Source organism: Massiliimalia timonensis, assembly GCF_900186585.1.
GTDB lineage: Bacteria > Bacillota > Clostridia > Oscillospirales > Ruminococcaceae > Massiliimalia > Massiliimalia timonensis.
The window spans coordinates 406132-423329 of record NZ_FYDD01000003.1 but is presented as its reverse complement, the minus strand read 5'-3'; the positions used below and the strand labels follow the sequence as shown (position 1 = coordinate 423329).

Sequence of the window (17198 nt, the reverse complement as noted above, 5' to 3'; positions counted from 1 at the left end):
AATGGTGGAAGTTATGAAACGTCATATCAATCTGTTTTTGTTCTTCATTATTGCGATCGCCGTGATCCCGTTTACCGCGTTATTGCGGACAGGCGCTTCCCCGGAAGCTTCCTTACCGGCGGCTGCGGGAACGTCATCTTCTTCCGAAGAGCCCGGGGCCACCCCAATAGAAGATGAGATCACGGTCTATCTTTCTGACCAAAAGAAAACACAGACCCTATCCATGAAAGATTATCTCGTCGGCGTTGTCACTGCCGAAATGCCGGCTACCTTTGAAAAAGAGGCATTGAAAGCGCAGGCAGTCTTAGCGCATACCTATACCCTGAGGGTCATGGCAAATGAAGAAAAATCCCCCAGTGACGATTTAAAGGGCGCTTCTATCTCTACAGATCCTTCCCGGCATCAGGCCTACTGTTCCGAAGAAGAGGCGAAGAAAAAATACGGCGACCATTACGAGGAATACCATTCAAAAATTGAAAGCTGTGTCAATGAGGTCATGAATCAGATCCTGACCTATGAAGACGAGCCTATCATCGCCGCCTTTCACGCGATCTCTGCCGGTAATACAGAGGCAGCAGAAAATGTCTGGGGACAGGAGGTTCCCTATTTGGTTCCCGCAGAAAGTGAAGGAGATCTTCTCTCCCCCTCTTATGAAGAATCCTTGACCCTCACCACCGCAGAGGTCAAAAAACTGCTCACTGAAAAGTATGAAGATCTTACATTTACCGATCAGGAAAAAGAATGGTTCCAAATCACTGATATTACGCCAAGCGGATATGTTGCCACAGTAACAGTTCTTGGGAAAGAAATGACTGGTCAGGACTTTCGGACGCTGTTTGGACTTCGGAGCAGTGATTTTTCGATCAGCTTCAAAGATGACAAATTCACCTTTACTACCAAGGGATACGGGCACGGTGTTGGGATGAGCCAATACGGTGCCGATTACATGGCGCGGCAGGGCAGCACCTATCAGGAGATCCTAGCCCATTATTACCCAAAAACAACCCTTTCCGACCTTTCTGCTTAGAAAACGGGACGGCACCCATGTATCGGGTGCCGTCCCGAAAAATCTTGAAAAAGGAGTTGACATTTTGGGGATTTTATGATAATATATAAAGCGTCGCTTAACCAAGCTATTGGTTAGTCCTGCTTGGAGAGGTGTCCGAGTGGTTTAAGGAGCTGGTCTTGAAAACCAGTGATCCCGCAAGGGACCGTGGGTTCGAATCCCACCCTCTCCGCCACAATATAGTTTATATTGTTCTTATCAACGTCACAAATGGAGAAGTACTCAAGTTGGTGACGAGGCGCCCCTGCTAAGGGCGTAGGTCGGGTAACCGGCGCGGGAGTTCGAGTCTCCCCTTCTCCGCCATGATGGAGTGACAAAAAAGATGTCACTCCATTTTTCTTAGTATTCATGCGGTTTTTTGGGTTTTTTAAAGCAAAATCCCAAAAACCATTTTACCGTGGAGGCCTAAAAATAAAACCGAATCAAATAGCGAGAAAGCGGAGCCTCGAGCCTGAAAAATCAGGCCCGAGGCTCCGCTTTTTTGCGTTTTTACTCTTTTTTCTACTGTCAGAAGTGTAGAAGTTTCCGGCAGTTTCATAGATAGATTGACAGATCTCTTCACAAAGGAAGGCTTTTAAATCCTCAAATCACATGGGGTCAGTGCGCCCTTTTTTAGAACCTCCCTGGCAGGTCACCAGGGAGGTTCTTCGCTTCTCCCCCCTGATCACTTACCAGCTGGGAAGAAGAATATAGCTTATGCCATATCTTCCTGAAAAATCACTTACAGATCATACCGCAGGATCTGTATTTTGCTGTGCAAAACTGTGCTTTTTCACACTATTGTTTGAACATAAGCAATAAGCAATTTTCGACAGTCAAACAGAAAGGATGAGGAAAACCATGAACATAGGCATAGACCACGGATATTACGCTATTAAAACCCGACATTTGTCCTTCCCAGCCGGTATTACGGAGTGTTCCCATGAGCCATATACCCTGCAGAACACCCTGGAGTACAGCGGGAAGTATTTTGTGTGCGGGACAGGAAGGTAGCCGATCCTGCACAACAAAATGGAAAACGACAATTACTATCTGCTTACCCTGGCAGCTATTGCCAGAGAGATCAGACATCGGGAAGAAAACACAACGTGTTCGGTCAGGCTTGCAGCCAGGCTGCCTCTGGCAGGCTTTGGTCGGGAGAAGAAGCCCTTCCGGGAATATCTTCTCCGTTCTTCCCAGCCGGTAAGCTTTAAGTTTGAGGGAATACCCTACAAAATCACCATCGAAGATGTGAAGCTGTTCCCGCAGGGGTATTCTGCTATCGCTATCCACCCGGAACTGATCCGGAATGAGCCGTCTGTCCTGCTGATAGACATCGGGGGCTGGACAGTGGATCTCATGCGGCTGGACAATGGTGTTCCCAATGCTTCGACCTGCCGCAACCTGAAGCTTGGCATGATCCGGTGTATTGACGAAGAAAAAGAACAGGTCCGCCGAGATACCGGGCTGTCTGTGACTGACGCCCAAGTGGAACAAATACTGGCCGGAAGGGACTGCAATATGGATAAAACTGTGAAGGGGATCATTCAAAGGCAGGGACGAATATATACACGGCGCCTCATATCAGCAGTTCTGGAATCGGGATTTGACCTTAAAGCTATCCCGGTGATCATGCTGGGAGGAGCGACGGTGGTCAAGGGCAGCGTGAGCGAACAGGACGGCTTGTGCCGGGCTTTTACCCTTTTAGACGACAAGGTAAACGCCGAAGGATTCGAACGGATCTTGGACCAGTATTCGGGCGGTGTGAGACAGGGATGACAAGGCCCCGGTTTTCATTCCGCCCCAATCTGCGGAATGAGGAGCACAGTAAGGCATGGGAGATCCTGCAGGGCGTTCCGGAAGGACAAAGAAACGCCTTCCTGGTGCGGGTGATTTTGGAGAATGAACAGAAGAAGGAACTGGAAAAAATATTGCGTCGGGTGCTGCGGGAAGAACTCAAAGCTGTGCCTGTTCAAGCATTCGCGGAACAGGAAGAAGCAGTCCCGAAAGAAATGCTGGCTTTTCTCGATACCCTGATTGAAAAAGATTAGTTGCTATGCTTGCCTGTCAATTTATCGGGAGAAAGATCACAGGTATCTAAACAACAAGAGAGAGCCAACTGCTTTCAGCCAGCTCTCTCTTATTAAAATATTCTCTTATTTTCCTGTTCTTCTCTTTTTATTGAGAATGATTGTACCAACTAATCCAAGTGCGGAAATAGCTGCCAGGCTGATCCATAAGGTCATGCCGCTGTCTCCTATTTTAGGGTTATCTGTAGATTCATTTTCTTTAGATTGTCCAAGTGCTGGGATCATAGTATCATCTCTGCTGATTTCTTTAGTCAGAGCTGCATCGCTGAAGTACTTGCCGCAGTCAGCACAGTACCAGTAAGCAATGTTGCCCGAATCTGTTTCAGTTGGGTCTGTTGCTTCAACTTTCACTGCGTGATGACCAGCTGCCTTTACAACGGTGTCCTCTTTAGAAATCTCTTTGGTCAAAGCCTCATCACTAAAGTATTCACCGCAGTCAGCGCAGTACCAATAAGCGATATTACCATCTTCTGTGCAGGTTGGTTCCTGAGCCTTTACCTCAACAGGTGTGTGGGCATGGGGTGCAGGAACAGCTTTAAATTCTGCTGTAGTTTCAGCCAGAACATCTTTACCGTCTGTTGTTTTGATTTCAATTTTCGCATTCACAGAACCAGCTTCTTTAAAGGTAACACGGAATTTACTGGTGAAGTCGCCTAACGGGAAACCGGACTGCGGGCCAAAGCTGTCCCCGGTGAGTTCATACCATTTGCCGTCAGCTGTTTCATAGTATTCGATCTTCGCAATGCTGGTATCGCCGGTTACAGTAGAGAAACCTTTCACCATGGTACCAGCTTTGCTTCCGCCAGTGGTAGAAATGGAGAATTCCTCAGTTTGACCAACTGTGAATACGTCCGGTTTATCAACCTTTACTGTTGGAGCAGTCGCTGCAGACACTACGGAAGGAAACAAACTGAATGCCATCATGACTGTTGTCAAAACAGCAAGCAATTTTTTCTTCATTTGTTCAAAACCTCCTTCATTGATTTACGGCAGGTAATATTTTCCCGCCAAATATTTGAGAGCTTAGCGCTAGTCCCCTATCACTCCAAAATAGAGGAATATATTCCCCCCCTTCCGTCCTGTTTATTGAAATCACATGAAAAGTTGTCAGCATCATTCTGCACCAGAAAACATACCATATGATTTACAATCCGGGCTCCCTTCCTCCAAAACCTCTGTATTCCCTTACTCCGGACACACAGAATACCGAGAAATTGGAGCTTCTGGAACGGGAGCTTGACGTATACCCGAAGGAACACCCGATCTATACAGCTCGGATTCAGGACGAACTGAGCAAGGAGCATGAAGCCGAACATTACAGCTATCATCGGTGTCTGGATCTAATCTTAGATTTCATACGGTTTAACAATGAAACCGCCTATCTGCGAGGCTTGGCGCTTGGCATGATCCAGACGGATAACCTGCAAAAAGAAGTAGATCATTATTCTGTCACCCATACCCCTTTCTACAGACAGTTTCAGGAAAAGCTGCTGGCTCTGGCCGAGGCAGTCAGGAAGGACGGCGATTCTGAGCTTCTCAGCTCGCTGTACCAAAAGATCGAGGCGGTAGACAGGCGGCTGAAGATCGACCAGACCGGATACCTTCTGCTGGGTTTCCGGAGCGGCAGGAAGAAAGCGGTAGAATTTGACGAAAAACTGGACGAACAGTTTGAGGACTACTGCAAGAAACAGATGAAGCTGTTTTACGACTGCCAGTTTAATGTGGATACAATAGGGATCATCTCAAAAATCTTCCGGGAGAAGAAGCGGACATGATCACTGACAAAAATGAGATATTGAAGGCTTTGTCAGACCGTGGAGCCTGCGTCTGCTTTACCGGACACCGGCCTGGCAAGCTTCCCGAGGAAAGCGATCTCAAGGAGACCGCCCTGCTCTGTGAGAGGATAGAAGCGGAAATTGTCAAAGCCTATGGGGAAGGCAAGCGGTTCTTCCTGCACGGTATGATGGCGGGCTTTGATATTCTGGCGGCGGAGACGGTTTTGCAAATGAAGAAGGACTATCCAGAGATTCAGCTCGTTTCTGTGGCTCAATTCATAAAAAGGGAGTCCTCTTACCTATGTGAGAGGACTCCTGTGCGGAGAAACGTATTGGCTGTGATATACAGAGTAGAATGCTACAACCTGTTTTGTTTCCTGATGTGGTAATCAATGCGAGTGCATTGACACTGAGATATTGCCTAAGTTATAAACTAAAAATATTTATAGAGGAGGATAATATTTTGTAATTTACCACATTCTCCTTATAGCTGGACAATATGAAAATATCTTTACGGCCCTTGTTTCAACAAAGCAGCCGCATATCCTGCACATCCCGTTTACTAGATTTTCACAGCTTCTGCATATTTTCAGCCTTCTTTCGTATTCTTCTCCACATACCTTCATCTCATCCGGAAGGCTCTTAATATACTCATATACATTTTGGAAATACCCTTCTCCTAACTCTTTTAACAGGCATCTCCTGCATATCCTCTGCTCCATCACTTGGTTTTTACAGTAAACTGTACAATGCTGCACGCCGGGATCGTAAACCGGATCCCTTTCCCAGTCACTTCATAATTATCGTAACACTCAGCCTTTATTTGTTCCGGTCTGTCAAAAGTATTGTAAGCGTCTGTCGCCCCGCTTAATATCTCAGCCTTTACTTCTTTGACCTCTGTTTCTACGATAATACTGTCCACTTCATAGCTGGTGTCTGAGGATAAATTGCTTACCGACAGGTTGATCGTCCCATCTTCCTGAATGGAAGCTGACTCATGCAGATTCGGTACCGTGTTTCCGCCGGTCCCGATCTCTTCTGTTTCCATAAAACTGTCGATGAGCTGTGCCCCCTGATGCCCCTGGAACATTTTAAAGACATAATAAGTCGGTGTCAGCACCATCTTTTCTCCCTCTGTTAAAATCACCGCCTGAAGTACATTCACTAATTGTGCTATGTTCGCCATCTTGACCCGGTCAGAATGTTTATGGAAGATATTCAGCGTTACACTGGCGACCAGCGCGTCGCGCATTGTATTCTGCTGGTACAGGAAACCTGGATTCGTCCCCGGTTCTACATCGTACCACGTTCCCCATTCATCTACGATCAGCCCTACTGTTTTCTCTGGGTCATACTGATTCATGATATCCCCGTGGCGAGAGATCAGTTCTTCCATTTTTAAAGCCTTTTTCAATGTCAGGTAATATTCGGCCTTGTCAAATTGTGTGGCTGATCCTTTGTGGTCCCATTCTTTCCCTGGAACTGTATAATAATGCAATGATAGCCCGTTCAGCCGTCCCCCTCCGTGGCCGTCCAATGGCTTCAGCGTCTTCATCACGCCTTCTGTCCAGCTATAGTCATCCGCATTAGGTCCACATGCGACCTTATACAGCTTTTGATTCGAGTCATAGTTGCGGCAATAGGTCGCATACCTGCGGTACTCATTAGCATAATGCTCCGGGGTCATATTTCCTCCGCAGCCCCAGTTTTCATTCCCTACTCCAAAGTAGTCAACAGTCCACGGTTCTGTTCTTCCGTTTTCTTTCCTTAATTCTGTCATAGGGGACAGGCCTGAAAATGTCAGGTATTCTACCCATTCGCTCATTTCCTGTACGGTTCCGCTTCCAACGTTTCCATTGATATATGCTTTGCAGCCAAGCTGGTTACAGAGCTCCATGAATTCATGGGTGCCAAAGCTGTTGTCTTCCACTACTCCGCCCCAGTGGGTATTGATCATCTTTTTCCGATTTTCTTTGGGGCCGATCCCGTCTTTCCAGTGGTATTCATCTGCAAAGCAGCCGCCGGGCCACCGTAGAACTGGGATTTTCATTGCCTTTAACGCTTCTACTACATCAGTTCGTATCCCATTTATATTTGGGATATCCGAATTTTCTCCTACGTAGAGGCCTTCATAGATACACCGGCCTAAATGCTCTGAAAAATGCCCGTAGATTTCTGGGTTTATTACTGACTTTTTATTTATTGGGTTTATGATTAGCTTCTTTGTCATTTTTTATCATCCCTTCATGATTACTTAATGAAATCTATTTTCTAAATAAAAGAATTCTATTTTTAATACATTTTCTATTTTACCGAATAAAAATAATAAAAAACTGAACCACCAATACTACCGAAATCAAAGCGATTGGATAAGTAGCTGCGTACGCTGCTATCACCTCATTGGTTTTAGAAATATGTATTAATGTTCCTAAAGCAGGGGTGCTAGTCATTCCTCCTGTTACTGAACCAAGATTATTCAACAAACCTATCTTCAAAACATATTTGGCAAACAAATACCCTATCACCATTGGTATCACGGTAATAACGACTCCATAAATAAAATAAATCAATTTAAAATATTGTATGAATTTCGTTCCACCTGCAACTCCTGCACCTATTAAAAAAAACATTAATCCCATTTCCCGAAAAATATCTAGTACCTTCGGATTAACAGTCATATTAATCGGGCCAATTTTCCCAAAGTGCCCAATGAACAGGGAAACTAATAAGGCTCCTCCAGTTATTGTCAAGGAAAAGGTAGTTCCTGAAAAACCGGCCGAACTCAAAGGTATTTTTATGTTTCCAACAAATATTCCCAACATTACTGTTAATGCAAATGGCATTAGCCCGAATTCATCTATGGATATACATTTTTTAAATGTCTTCCGTCGTTCAGACTTTATGGTGTTTTGGGATAGTATCTTTTCTTTTTCATTTTTCATATCAGCATGAACTAGTTTGGGGATTAGTTGTACAAACAATACCACACCGATTACACCAAACAGATACGCAATACCATATCCGACAGTAACTGCACTTTCATATTCAGCAGCAACCGAAGCTTTAGCGGCAGAAAAGGCAGGGGTGCTGGTCAAAGCGCCCGAAAAAATTCCGGATAAAATTGCGACAAACTCATCAGGATTAGATTCTGATCCGTAACCAATAAAATAACAAAAAAGACAAGCTAATCCACCTGATAAGATAATTATGATGCCTAAAATAATATAAGATTTAAAGTTTTGCTTTAAATTCTCAAAAAATGTCGGTGCGGCAATAAAACCCACCGAAGTAACAAATAAAACTAACCCTACATTCTCAATTACTTTCAATGCGCTTCCACTGATGTCTACTATGATTCCATCAGCTGCCACTTGTGTCACTGTTTTGCTAATAGTTTCCGAAAACAAAGCACCATAATGATTATTTCACGCCAAGGGATCCGGGTCTGAGCTTTGCTCAGACCCACTGATTTTTCTCTCAGACCCAGCAATACGCTTTTGGGATCCACCGGTGTGTTTTTTACCTTTTATGCTTGGCACAGTATTCCCTCATATTGGTGCTGCCAGTTTCAATCCAGAAGGCTGTGTATGCGTAACGGTCTACAATCGCTTCTGCCCGTACTCCTTCGCCCAGACGTTTCACCCAGTCATCCTTGCGGTATTGTGTACAGAAGATGGTAGAGGTTGTATCCGAGCGCCTTTCCATAAGTTCAAACAGGAAGTAGAGTTCCGCATCCGATATGTCAGACACCAGCCACTCATCCAGTATCAGGAGAGGTATCCGGCTGTAACGTTCAAGCAGCTTCCTTTGATTCCCGGCAACTACGGTGGAGTCCCCATACTCCATTAGCAGATCAGGCAGCCTGACATACCGTACCCTGACATGGTTCAGGCAGGCTTCTTTTCCCAGGGCACAGGCCAGGTAGGTCTTCCCTGAACCGGTAAATCCCTGGAGGATGATGCTCTGGTGCAAACCGATGTACTGGCCACTGAACAGGTTCTCAATGAGCTCCCTGTTTAATCCGCGGCTGGCATAGATGACTCCCTGCCGGTTTGCCTGCGGAAAACGGAGCTTTGCTGACTTGATCAGCCGCTGTATCTTCCCATTGTATTTCTCCTGGTAAATGTAGTCCACCAGCCGCTGCATCCTTTCATCGAAGGGCAGGGCTATTGTCGCAGGATCCGCCTGCTGTACCTCCAGCCCTTTGATTGCCTCGCCCAGATTAATTTCACGCAGCTTGCGCCTGGTCTCTTCATTGATCATCTCTGCCACCTCCGTAATAGCTGCTTCCCCTCAGGTATCCCATCTGGGAATGGTCCTTTGCATTTGCTTTTTTGCGCTCTACGTAAATCTCATCTTGATTGGATGCAAGGATCGAATTAAGATGGTGGTAACGGGGCTTTTTAATCCCGCTGGTGATGGCAAACTCACAGGCAGCTTCCAGGCGCGCTTCGGAGTATTTGTTGCTCAGTCTCAGGACGGCCAGCGCAGGGTTATAGCCCTGTTCTTTTATGGGAACCCCCTCAAAGATACGGTCAATCGCCTGTACCGTATAATCGCCGATGGATCGTGCCCAGTTTTTGATCCGGATATCATCCCATGGGGAAAACTTGAACTTATCCGGCATATCTTCCGGATGGGTGGAATACTGGTTCCTCCGGCCAGCCGGGAAGCGGTTATGCGTGGCTATGCGAGCAGAACCGCTGTAGATCTCCACGGTGCTGTCCGTAACCTTTAGGTCAACACTCTTCCTGGCGTACTGGTAAGGACAAGAGTACCGGTTATACTCAAAGACGACATGGTAGTCGATGTTTACCTTCCTGCCATAGACCCACGTGGCGATCTCATAAGGGACAGACGGCAGTGGATGCAGGAACGGCTTCTCATCCAGGTAAGCGTCATAGCGGCTCCCTTCACGTTTCTGGAAACTATCGTGGTTGAAGCCGTAGAGCTTTTTTGCAACGGCAGCTTTCAGATCCTCAAAGCTGTAAAAAGTCTCGTTCCTCAGCCGTGCGATGATCGCTGTTGCAATCTTCCCCACTGTGCCTTCCACGGAAGCTTTCTGTTTGGGTTTACAGATGCCTGCCGGCATGATGGCTGTCTGGTAGTGGCTGCCCAGGGCTTCATAATCCGCAGTCAGGACAACTTCCCCTTCTCTGGGATGGGATACAACGCCCGTCTTCAGGTTATCGCAGACAAGACGCGTGGCAACCCCGCCGAAGAACCCATACATGTGGATGTGGGCGCGGATAAAGCTGTCCATCTTCATGTCCCGGCAGGGTTCCACGTAGGAGTACTGGCTGTAGGGCAGTGTCCCTACAAACAGGTATACGGTTACGATCTCCCCTGTGGAAGTGTCGACATAGGTCATGGTAGGCCCTGACCAATCTACCTCCACAGCAACGCCGGGCTTATGTTCCAGGTGGTTCGTAAGCTTGTTTACAATCGTGTATTCGCTGTAGCCCTGGCAGTATTTCGTATATCCCATGGGAATGTTGCCAGACGCCCTGCATTTGTCCTGGTATTCCTGCCAAAGGAGCTTCAGCGTCACGCCCGTACGTTTCAGTTCCTGATGGACATACTCGTAATCCGGCTTGTCATACAAGCTTTCCAGGGCAAACTTGTCCGGATAAAACTTGCGGTAAACCGTATCCTCATCCATCTGGGCGATGTCCTCATAGGATATGCCCATCCTGTCAGCGATGTGGAACACATCACCGACAGAGTTCTTTGAAATGTGCCTGCTGGCGGCGATTGCATTCCGCCCCATCCCGGCACTGCGAAGCTCCAGTATCAGCTTCACGTTAATCTTTTTGGCCATGTTTTCGGCCTCCTTTCATAGAATCGGAGACTATTTCTCCAATAAAGATTCTACAAAAGAATAGCTGAAGTAAAAACCTGGCCTCTCGGCATCGGGGCGGATCTATTGCATGAACTGATCAATGGTGGATCACTTATGTGTACTGGTGGATCTCAAAAGCGTATCGATGGCCCTCATAGCGTGAAATATTCAAACGCATTAATTAGCAAGCCTGATATCTTTCAAACTCCTATCGCACATTACAATCACCTTCCTATACAGGTCAGAAAAATCACGCAGGATATCCACCGTCTGATGGATCAGCCATCCGCTGAACCGGACGAAATTATAGCCCTTATTTTCGAAAGGGCACAACTCCAATACGAATGTTTAGAACCTATCCAATACGATCCTGCAACATTGAAATTGCAACAGCTTTATTCAAATCGTTCCATATTAGAACAAATAGATGAAAAGCTATTTCGAGAAAGCATACAAAGCATATTGTTATCGTCTACAGGCGCTATTCGATTATGCTTTATCAATAACCAAATCTATCCCCATAACGAAGGTGAATCGCCATGCAACAAAAAAGAATAAGGGAAATCCCAGCAAATCCACTTTTACAGGATACCCGAAAGCGCAAAAAGAATCTTCGAGTTGCTGCCTATTGCCGGGTCAGCACAGATGAAGAAGAACAGCAGAGCAGCTTTGAAATTCAAGTAGAATATTATACAAATAAAATCAATTCCCATGACAATTGGAAACTGGTTGGAATCTTTGCAGACGACGGAATTTCCGGTGTTCACGTGAAAAAACGTACTCAGTTTTTAGAAATGATAGAACTGTGCAAGAAAAAGAAAATAGACTTAATCCTGACAAAATCCATTTCTCGATTTGCTCGAAATACGCTGGAATGCATTCAATATGTTCGAATGCTGAAAAGTCTTGATATTCCGGTGATTTTTGAAAAAGAGGGAATCAATACTGCGGATATGACCAGCGAGATGATTTTAACCTGTCTGAGTTCCTTTGCTCAGGCAGAGAGCGAATCTATCAGCCTTAATGTCGCTCGTGGAAAGCGAATGGGATACAAACAGGGAAAATTTTCCTTCCGATATACTAATTTTTTAGGTTACCGAAAGGGCACAGATGGACAACCTGAAATAGTTCCAGAGGAAGCCGATGCGATACGGATGATGTTTCAAAATTATTTAAATGGAGATAGCCTGAGCAAGATTAAAGAAACACTTGAATCTAAAGGCTTTCCTACCGCTACTGGGAAAAAAGAATGGACAACGCAGGCTATCCTGCGCATTCTTCAAAATGAGAAATACATGGGTGATGTACTGCTGCAAAAAACCTTTACCGCTAATTTCTTAGAAGGTAAACCGCAGAAAAACAATGGGGAATTACCTCAATATTACATAGAAAACAATCATCCTGCTATTGTCACCAGAGAAGTGTTCCATCAAGTTCAGGAAGAAATCGCAAGAAGAAAAAGCAAACGCCCCGTCACTCAGAAACATTCTAAAACAAATCGAGGAAAATTCACCAGTCAATATGCACTGTCCGAACGGTTGGTATGTGGAAACTGTGGCTGTTATTATCGGCGGGTGACTTGGAACATTCATGGGCGTAAGCAAATTGTATGGTGCTGCATCAACCGCTTGGAATTCGGAAAAAAATTCTGTAAAGACTCGCCCAGTATTCCTGAAGATGCATTGCACAAGGCTATAGTGGCATCACTTAACACTCTATTAAATAGCCATCAAGAAGAAGTCACCGCTTGCATACAAAACACCTTGGTAAATTGTACGGTTACAGAAACAGGTGCCGATCCCATCGTCATACAGAATAAAATAGCTGAAATGAATCGGGAGTTCAATCGGCTACTCCTCCTTGCAGGCGATGAAGAAAACGAGTTCCTGGATAGAAAACTCCAACAGGTTAATGATGAGCTTCTTTCACTGAAACAACTAAAAAAGCGTGCGGAGCAAGCCATTGAGCAAAACCAAAACAGAACCTCCAGGGTTCAGGAAATTATACAGATGATTTCTGCGGATGACATCGCCATTCATGAATACTCCGATACTCTAACCTACCGCATCATTGAACAGATTACTATCCTATCCAAAGAGGAAATCCGCATCCGATTTGTAGGCGGATATGAGATTACACAGTCCCTTGTCCAATAAAGCAGGTACAGAGAAATGCTGGCAGACCATGTGCTGTCGGTGTTTCTCTGTACCTGCTTTTTTCGTTGTATTTCATATAGACTTGCACTATACTATTTTTTATTTATTATCTTTTTTCTACTGTCAGAAGTGTAGAAATTTCTGACAGTTCCTCGAATAGATCGACAATCCTACAACACGAAAAATATCGCCTTTAAAAATTTGAATTTATTTTTAGAAAGAAATAATATATAACAATAAAATATAAAGTGAGCGCATAGAAATATTAGTCGCATTTAATTACTAGTATTTTTATGTGCTCACTTTATATTTTTATCAATAATTAGATGGTATGCAACGAGTATAAGGAAAATTTTGCTATTTTAAATCTCATATTGAAAAAGATCAACCTGTTCTGCATCTTCTCCATAGTTTAAAGTTAACATCTTTTGTCCCTTATTTCCTATAGCGATAGAATTTCCGATACAACTCCAGCCTTTCCACGCTCCGTCTATTACCGGACCAACGTTACTGACCGATACGATATCTATATTATATTTTTGAGATAAATATGTAAATGGTTCGATCCATTCCTTCCCATAGATGTTATTTAATTTTTCTGGCGGAACAGCCCATGAAGAGGGAGAAAGAATTAAGTCTGCTCCCATTTTTGCCATACTTTCTCCAATCATAATGGAAGACATTAGATTATCCGCACAAATATTTATACCTATCTTTCCTAGTGGAGTATGATAAATTCTAATTCTATCACCAATTTCATACATCTGTTCTACGTTCTGTACTAAATTGATTTTTCGATATTTCCCTAAAAATTCGCCTGTATTTGATATAAGGACGGCAGTATTAAATATTTTTTCATTTTCTCTTTCAGTAATCCCGGCAACAATATAAATATGGAATTCTCTTGCCAATTCTTGAATAAACCGCGTTGTCGTACCGCCCGGAACTGGCTGTGCTAAAACATTTGAAGAAGCGCTCGCCCAACCAAGGTCGCAACATTCTGGAAACAAGGCAATATCGGCATTTTTAGCAAGCTTTAAACTTTGTTTCATGTGTTCTAAGTTCTTTTCCAGAGCGTTAGGAATTACGCGAATTTGCATCATTGCAACTGTATATGTAGACATGAAGTATATCCTCTTTTCTGAAGTGTTTTAAGATTTTACTGCACCATCAGTTAAGCCGCCAATAATGTGTTTTTGTAATAAAGCATAAACGATGATAATAGGCAACATAGATATTAAAAACGATGCAAAAGCTAAATTATAATCAAAGCTATACTGACCTTTAAAATTGTATTGAAATAAAGGAAGTGTCCATTGTTCCGAAGAAGTATTCAGCATGATAAGCGGTAATTGAAAATCATTCCAAATCCATAAAGCATCCATAATCAATAATGTGACCAATATAGGTTTCATCAAGGGGAATACTACAGAGAAAAAAGTCCGGTAAACTGAACAGCCATCAATATGGGCAGCTTCCTCCATTTCCATCGGAATGGATTTTAAATAATTCACACAGAGGAAAACCCCTTGAGCATTTGCTAGGGTGATATACAAAAGAATAATTCCCACCTGATTGGTTAAATTCATGCCGCTCATGAATTTAACCAAAGGAAGCATAATGACTTGAAAAGGCACAAAAATCCCCGCCAAAAGATATATATGCAAAAATCTAAAATAGCGGCTATTTTGGTTGCGTGAAATTGCATACGAGCATAATGAAACAAAGAAAATAATTACGATTAATGAAATGACAGTGATAGCAATCGAGTTTATTAAAAAATAAATAAAATTATCTGAACAAACAACTGTTTTTAAATTTTCTAAATAGAACTGTTTCGGAAAAGAGAAAAAGTTCTCTGCCGATTCGGCAGGAGTTTTAAACGCTACGATTATGGTTAAGTACATCGGAAAAAGGATCAATAATAATCCCAGCACTAAAGAAGTGTAGATCACGATTTTTAAAGATAATTTCGTTTTATTCACTGCTGCCCTACCTCTTTCCTACTTAAAAGTTTCGTTTGGATAACTGATATCATTACAATCACAATAAGTAAAATAATTGATTGAGCTACCCCGTATGAAAACTGATATTGTCGAAAGCCTTGTTGATATATAATATAAGCGATCGATTCTGTTGATCTTCCTGGTCCACCTTCTGTCATCGCAACAATATAATCAAACACTGTCAATCCGGATTTAACCACTAAAACCAGGTTTATGCTTAGCATGGGAATCAAAAACGGAATGGTAATATATTGAAACTTCTGAATCATATTTGCACCATCAATTGTTGCAGCTTCATATAAATCTTTGGGAACACTTTGCAGTCCTGCCAAAAAAATAATTGCAGGCATAGCAACACCCTGCCATATATTTGTAATCAAAATCCCCCAAATTGCCAATTCTGAATTTCCTAATATATTACTTTGCAAACTTTCTATTCCGAGCAGTTCTCCCAACTGAGGTACAACTCGATAAAAAATCTGATTAAATATTAAACCAACAGTAATTAAACTTAGTACGGCAGGGAAAAAATAAATAGATCGAAAGAACCCTTTCCCTTTAATATTCGTATTTAATAAGAGCGCTATTATCAAGGAAATAACAATGACGGAGATTACTAGTACGATTGTGTACTTAAATGTGAACAGAAAAGAATTCCAAAATCTGTCATCTTGGAAACTATGGAGATAGTTTTTAAAACCTATAAAGTTAAACTCCTTAGACATGCCGTCCCAATCAGTTAAACTGTAATAAATCCCGGATATGACAGGTATTCCAAAAAAGAAACTATACATGATCAATGACGGCAAACTCATAATATAAAATGGCATTTTTTTATTAGGGGATTTTGGGGTTCGCATTACGAAATACCTCCTTAAGAATTCAAAAAAGAGCCTCTAAGGGCTCTTTTTATTTTTCCGTATTGGCCCATAAGTCATTCATTGATGTTTTGAATTCATCAATGTCTTGGGATACAATTAACTGCTGGCATACTGCCGGCTCATTTGTAGCAATATCTGTAGTGTGTAATCCCATAAGCTGTGGAAAAGATTTCCCTTCCTCCACATATTTAACAAGAGGTGCGATTGCGGTTAACTCTGCATTCCCTCCTTCTATTGCTGTTGGAACCTGGATTGTTTCAGAATACAACTTGGCTGTTTCAGGTGTCATCATGTACCTTACAAATTCTAAAGCCGCTTCTTTATTTTTGGAATCTTTTGATACATCAAAGGCCAAATCGACGCCGATTTCCACTCTGGTTTCATCAGCAGTGTTTCCAGGCACCGCAAATACATTGAATTCAAATTCAGGGTTTGCTTGTTTAATTGGATCTAACGCCCAGATGCCTTGCATAAACATGCTGCTTTTTCCTGTGGCAAAATTGCTAATTGCATCATCATAACTGGTTCCCAAAGAATCTTTTTGTCCAAAGCGATTGCGTAGATCCAGCATTCTGGAGGCTGTCTGCTGAATTCCATCATCTTCAATCAAAGTGATATATCCCTCTTTGCATCCCCGATAGGTATCCAGAAAATTCTTATCCCAAACGCCAGTATTAAACATGAATTCCTGCTCTACCGTCCAAGAATCTTTATCAGGAAACATAAATGGGGTTTTCCCTGCTGCCTGTAGCTTTTCACATACCAAAATCAATTCATCATAAGTGGTTGGAATTGTAATATTCAGCTCTTCAAAGTCTTCTACAGAATAAAATATTCCATAAGTGTTTAATGCTAATGGCGCAGTATAAATTTTCCCGTCGGGTCTAGTGCTGATTTCCAGTGCAGTTTCGTTGACAGTATCCATATATGGTTCATTTGTCAAATCTTCCAATAAGCCACTATCAACATATTGTCCGTAATTTGCTTGCATTGGCCAATCTGTAAATACTTCTGGCAAATCACCTGAAGCCGCCCGGGAAGAGATGACCGTTGTTGCTTCTGCTGGACTATTTAATTTCACTATCACTTTATCTTGGGACTTATTGTACTGATCTACTATTTTTGTTAATACATCAATACTTTCTCTTTTTTGGTTAAGAAATTCAATAGTAGTTTTGCTGCCTGCATTGGCTGATTCGCCATCTGTTGTGTCTGAACCACATGCTGTAGTCATTATAACTGTTGAAGATACAATCAAAACAGATAACAAAATATTAAAGTATCTTTTCATTTTTCTCCTCCAAGTTTTTTAACACTAAATGAATGTTCGGCCTTTACAAAGATATCCTTGTTATAGTATTATAATATTATTCTTATTTAAATTTATCTTATATTATTTTACG

Annotated in this window: 17 protein-coding genes and 2 tRNA genes; 9 read left to right on the top strand and 10 right to left on the bottom strand. The window is 42.9% G+C overall.

All coding sequences use genetic code 11. The features are described 5' to 3' along the window. Window positions 1–13: 13 nt before the first annotated feature. The 5 genes from spoIID (at window position 14) to CIB36_RS04000 (ending at window position 3096) form a co-directional block, all read left to right on the top strand. The gene (gene spoIID, locus CIB36_RS04020; protein WP_158662575.1) at window positions 14–1027 is read left to right on the top strand and encodes a stage II sporulation protein D; all 1014 of its coding nucleotides are present in this window, start codon (window positions 14–16) and stop codon (window positions 1025–1027) included. A gap of 125 nt (window positions 1028–1152) precedes the next feature. After that, window positions 1153–1241 (top strand) — tRNA-Ser (locus tag CIB36_RS04015). A 37-nt stretch (window positions 1242–1278) separates the two neighbouring features. Continuing rightward, a tRNA-Ser gene (locus CIB36_RS04010) sits at window positions 1279–1369 on the top strand. Window positions 1370–2077: 708 nt separating this feature from the next. After that, window positions 2078–2824: a plasmid segregation actin-type ATPase ParM gene (locus CIB36_RS04005; protein ID WP_456085490.1), complete on the top strand. Its 747-nt coding sequence runs from the start codon at window positions 2078–2080 to the stop codon at window positions 2822–2824. Then, on the top strand, window positions 2821–3096 hold the full coding sequence (locus tag CIB36_RS04000) for a plasmid segregation centromere-binding protein ParR (protein WP_093988302.1): 276 nt from the start codon (window positions 2821–2823) through the stop codon (window positions 3094–3096). Before CIB36_RS04005 ends, CIB36_RS04000 begins: the two co-directional genes overlap by 4 nt. Window positions 3097–3201: 105 nt before the next feature. Here CIB36_RS04000 and CIB36_RS03995 read toward each other — a convergent pair whose 3' ends face one another. After that, a complete protein-coding gene (locus CIB36_RS03995) occupies window positions 3202–4095 on the bottom strand; it encodes a hypothetical protein (RefSeq protein ID WP_093988301.1) in 894 nt (297 codons plus the stop codon). Window positions 4096–4274: 179 nt separating this feature from the next. On the opposite strand from CIB36_RS03995, the gene CIB36_RS03990 reads away from it, so the two are divergent. Further along, window positions 4275–4910: a hypothetical protein gene (locus CIB36_RS03990; RefSeq protein WP_093988300.1), complete on the top strand. Its 636-nt coding sequence runs from the start codon at window positions 4275–4277 to the stop codon at window positions 4908–4910. Next, window positions 4907–5299, top strand: coding sequence for an SLOG family protein (locus tag CIB36_RS03985; RefSeq protein ID WP_093988299.1), 393 nt, complete (start codon window positions 4907–4909; stop codon window positions 5297–5299). Before CIB36_RS03990 ends, CIB36_RS03985 begins: the two co-directional genes overlap by 4 nt. Window positions 5300–5380: 81 nt before the next feature. On the opposite strand, the gene CIB36_RS13480 is transcribed toward CIB36_RS03985, so the two are convergent. The 5 genes from CIB36_RS13480 to istA form a co-directional block, all read right to left on the bottom strand. Beyond that, window positions 5381–5632 carry a DUF6171 family protein gene (locus CIB36_RS13480; protein ID WP_093988298.1) on the bottom strand — a complete coding sequence of 84 codons (252 nt, stop codon included), beginning with the start codon at window positions 5630–5632 and terminating at the stop codon, window positions 5381–5383. Next, the gene (locus CIB36_RS03975) at window positions 5632–7140 is read right to left on the bottom strand and encodes an alpha-N-arabinofuranosidase (RefSeq protein ID WP_093988297.1); all 1509 of its coding nucleotides are present in this window, start codon (window positions 7138–7140) and stop codon (window positions 5632–5634) included. Before CIB36_RS03975 ends, CIB36_RS13480 begins: the two co-directional genes overlap by 1 nt. Window positions 7141–7219: 79 nt before the next feature. Further along, window positions 7220–8281, bottom strand: coding sequence for an aspartate-alanine antiporter-like transporter (locus CIB36_RS03970; protein WP_229408179.1), 1062 nt, complete (start codon window positions 8279–8281; stop codon window positions 7220–7222). A gap of 148 nt (window positions 8282–8429) precedes the next feature. Continuing rightward, on the bottom strand, window positions 8430–9173 hold the full coding sequence (locus CIB36_RS03965; RefSeq protein ID WP_093987802.1) for an ATP-binding protein: 744 nt from the start codon (window positions 9171–9173) through the stop codon (window positions 8430–8432). Then, window positions 9163–10731 (bottom strand): IS21 family transposase, encoded by a 1569-nt coding sequence (gene istA, locus CIB36_RS03960; RefSeq protein WP_093987658.1) that lies wholly within the window; start codon window positions 10729–10731, stop codon window positions 9163–9165. Before istA ends, CIB36_RS03965 begins: the two co-directional genes overlap by 11 nt. Before the next feature lie 105 nt (window positions 10732–10836). Here istA and CIB36_RS03955 point away from each other — a divergent pair, with 105 nt between their 5' ends. Then, window positions 10837–11310 (top strand): hypothetical protein, encoded by a 474-nt coding sequence (locus CIB36_RS03955; protein ID WP_158662574.1) that lies wholly within the window; start codon window positions 10837–10839, stop codon window positions 11308–11310. Then, window positions 11292–12908, top strand: coding sequence for a recombinase family protein (locus CIB36_RS03950; protein ID WP_093988294.1), 1617 nt, complete (start codon window positions 11292–11294; stop codon window positions 12906–12908). Before CIB36_RS03955 ends, CIB36_RS03950 begins: the two co-directional genes overlap by 19 nt. Window positions 12909–13270: 362 nt before the next feature. Here the strand turns inward: CIB36_RS03950 and CIB36_RS03945 are convergent, their stop codons facing one another. Genes CIB36_RS03945 through CIB36_RS03930 form a run of 4 tightly spaced genes read right to left on the bottom strand, consistent with a single transcriptional unit; the run spans window position 13271 to window position 17086 of the window. After that, window positions 13271–14032, bottom strand: a complete 762-nt coding sequence (locus CIB36_RS03945; RefSeq protein WP_203226426.1) for a carbon-nitrogen hydrolase family protein — start codon at window positions 14030–14032, stop codon at window positions 13271–13273. A gap of 27 nt (window positions 14033–14059) precedes the next feature. Continuing rightward, the gene (locus CIB36_RS03940) at window positions 14060–14893 is read right to left on the bottom strand and encodes a carbohydrate ABC transporter permease (protein ID WP_229408178.1); all 834 of its coding nucleotides are present in this window, start codon (window positions 14891–14893) and stop codon (window positions 14060–14062) included. Then, window positions 14890–15774, bottom strand: coding sequence for a carbohydrate ABC transporter permease (locus CIB36_RS03935; RefSeq protein ID WP_093988293.1), 885 nt, complete (start codon window positions 15772–15774; stop codon window positions 14890–14892). Before CIB36_RS03935 ends, CIB36_RS03940 begins: the two co-directional genes overlap by 4 nt. 49 nt (window positions 15775–15823) lie before the next feature. After that, entirely contained in the window at window positions 15824–17086 is a 1263-nt protein-coding gene (locus CIB36_RS03930) for an ABC transporter substrate-binding protein (protein ID WP_093988292.1), read from the bottom strand. Window positions 17087–17198: the final 112 nt, after the last annotated feature.

Excerpts from the sequence above, each read along its gene's own strand:
- CIB36_RS03935 (WP_093988293.1), bottom strand. The coding sequence starts at position 15,774 with ATGCGAACCCCAAAATCCCCTAATAAAAAAATGCCATTTTATATTATG.
- CIB36_RS03995 (WP_093988301.1), bottom strand. The coding sequence starts at position 4,095 with ATGAAGAAAAAATTGCTTGCTGTTTTGACAACAGTCATGATGGCATTC.
- CIB36_RS13480 (WP_093988298.1), bottom strand. The coding sequence starts at position 5,632 with ATGGAGCAGAGGATATGCAGGAGATGCCTGTTAAAAGAGTTAGGAGAA.
- CIB36_RS03990 (WP_093988300.1), top strand. The coding sequence starts at position 4,275 with ATGATTTACAATCCGGGCTCCCTTCCTCCAAAACCTCTGTATTCCCTT.
- CIB36_RS03945 (WP_203226426.1), bottom strand. The coding sequence starts at position 14,032 with ATGTCTACATATACAGTTGCAATGATGCAAATTCGCGTAATTCCTAAC.
- CIB36_RS04000 (WP_093988302.1), top strand. The coding sequence starts at position 2,821 with ATGACAAGGCCCCGGTTTTCATTCCGCCCCAATCTGCGGAATGAGGAG.
- CIB36_RS03930 (WP_093988292.1), bottom strand. The coding sequence starts at position 17,086 with ATGAAAAGATACTTTAATATTTTGTTATCTGTTTTGATTGTATCTTCA.
- CIB36_RS03965 (WP_093987802.1), bottom strand. The coding sequence starts at position 9,173 with ATGATCAATGAAGAGACCAGGCGCAAGCTGCGTGAAATTAATCTGGGC.
- CIB36_RS03975 (WP_093988297.1), bottom strand. The coding sequence starts at position 7,140 with ATGACAAAGAAGCTAATCATAAACCCAATAAATAAAAAGTCAGTAATA.
- CIB36_RS04005 (WP_456085490.1), top strand. The coding sequence starts at position 2,078 with ATGGAAAACGACAATTACTATCTGCTTACCCTGGCAGCTATTGCCAGA.
- spoIID (WP_158662575.1), top strand. The coding sequence starts at position 14 with ATGAAACGTCATATCAATCTGTTTTTGTTCTTCATTATTGCGATCGCC.
- CIB36_RS03950 (WP_093988294.1), top strand. The coding sequence starts at position 11,292 with ATGCAACAAAAAAGAATAAGGGAAATCCCAGCAAATCCACTTTTACAG.
- istA (WP_093987658.1), bottom strand. The coding sequence starts at position 10,731 with ATGGCCAAAAAGATTAACGTGAAGCTGATACTGGAGCTTCGCAGTGCC.
- CIB36_RS03985 (WP_093988299.1), top strand. The coding sequence starts at position 4,907 with ATGATCACTGACAAAAATGAGATATTGAAGGCTTTGTCAGACCGTGGA.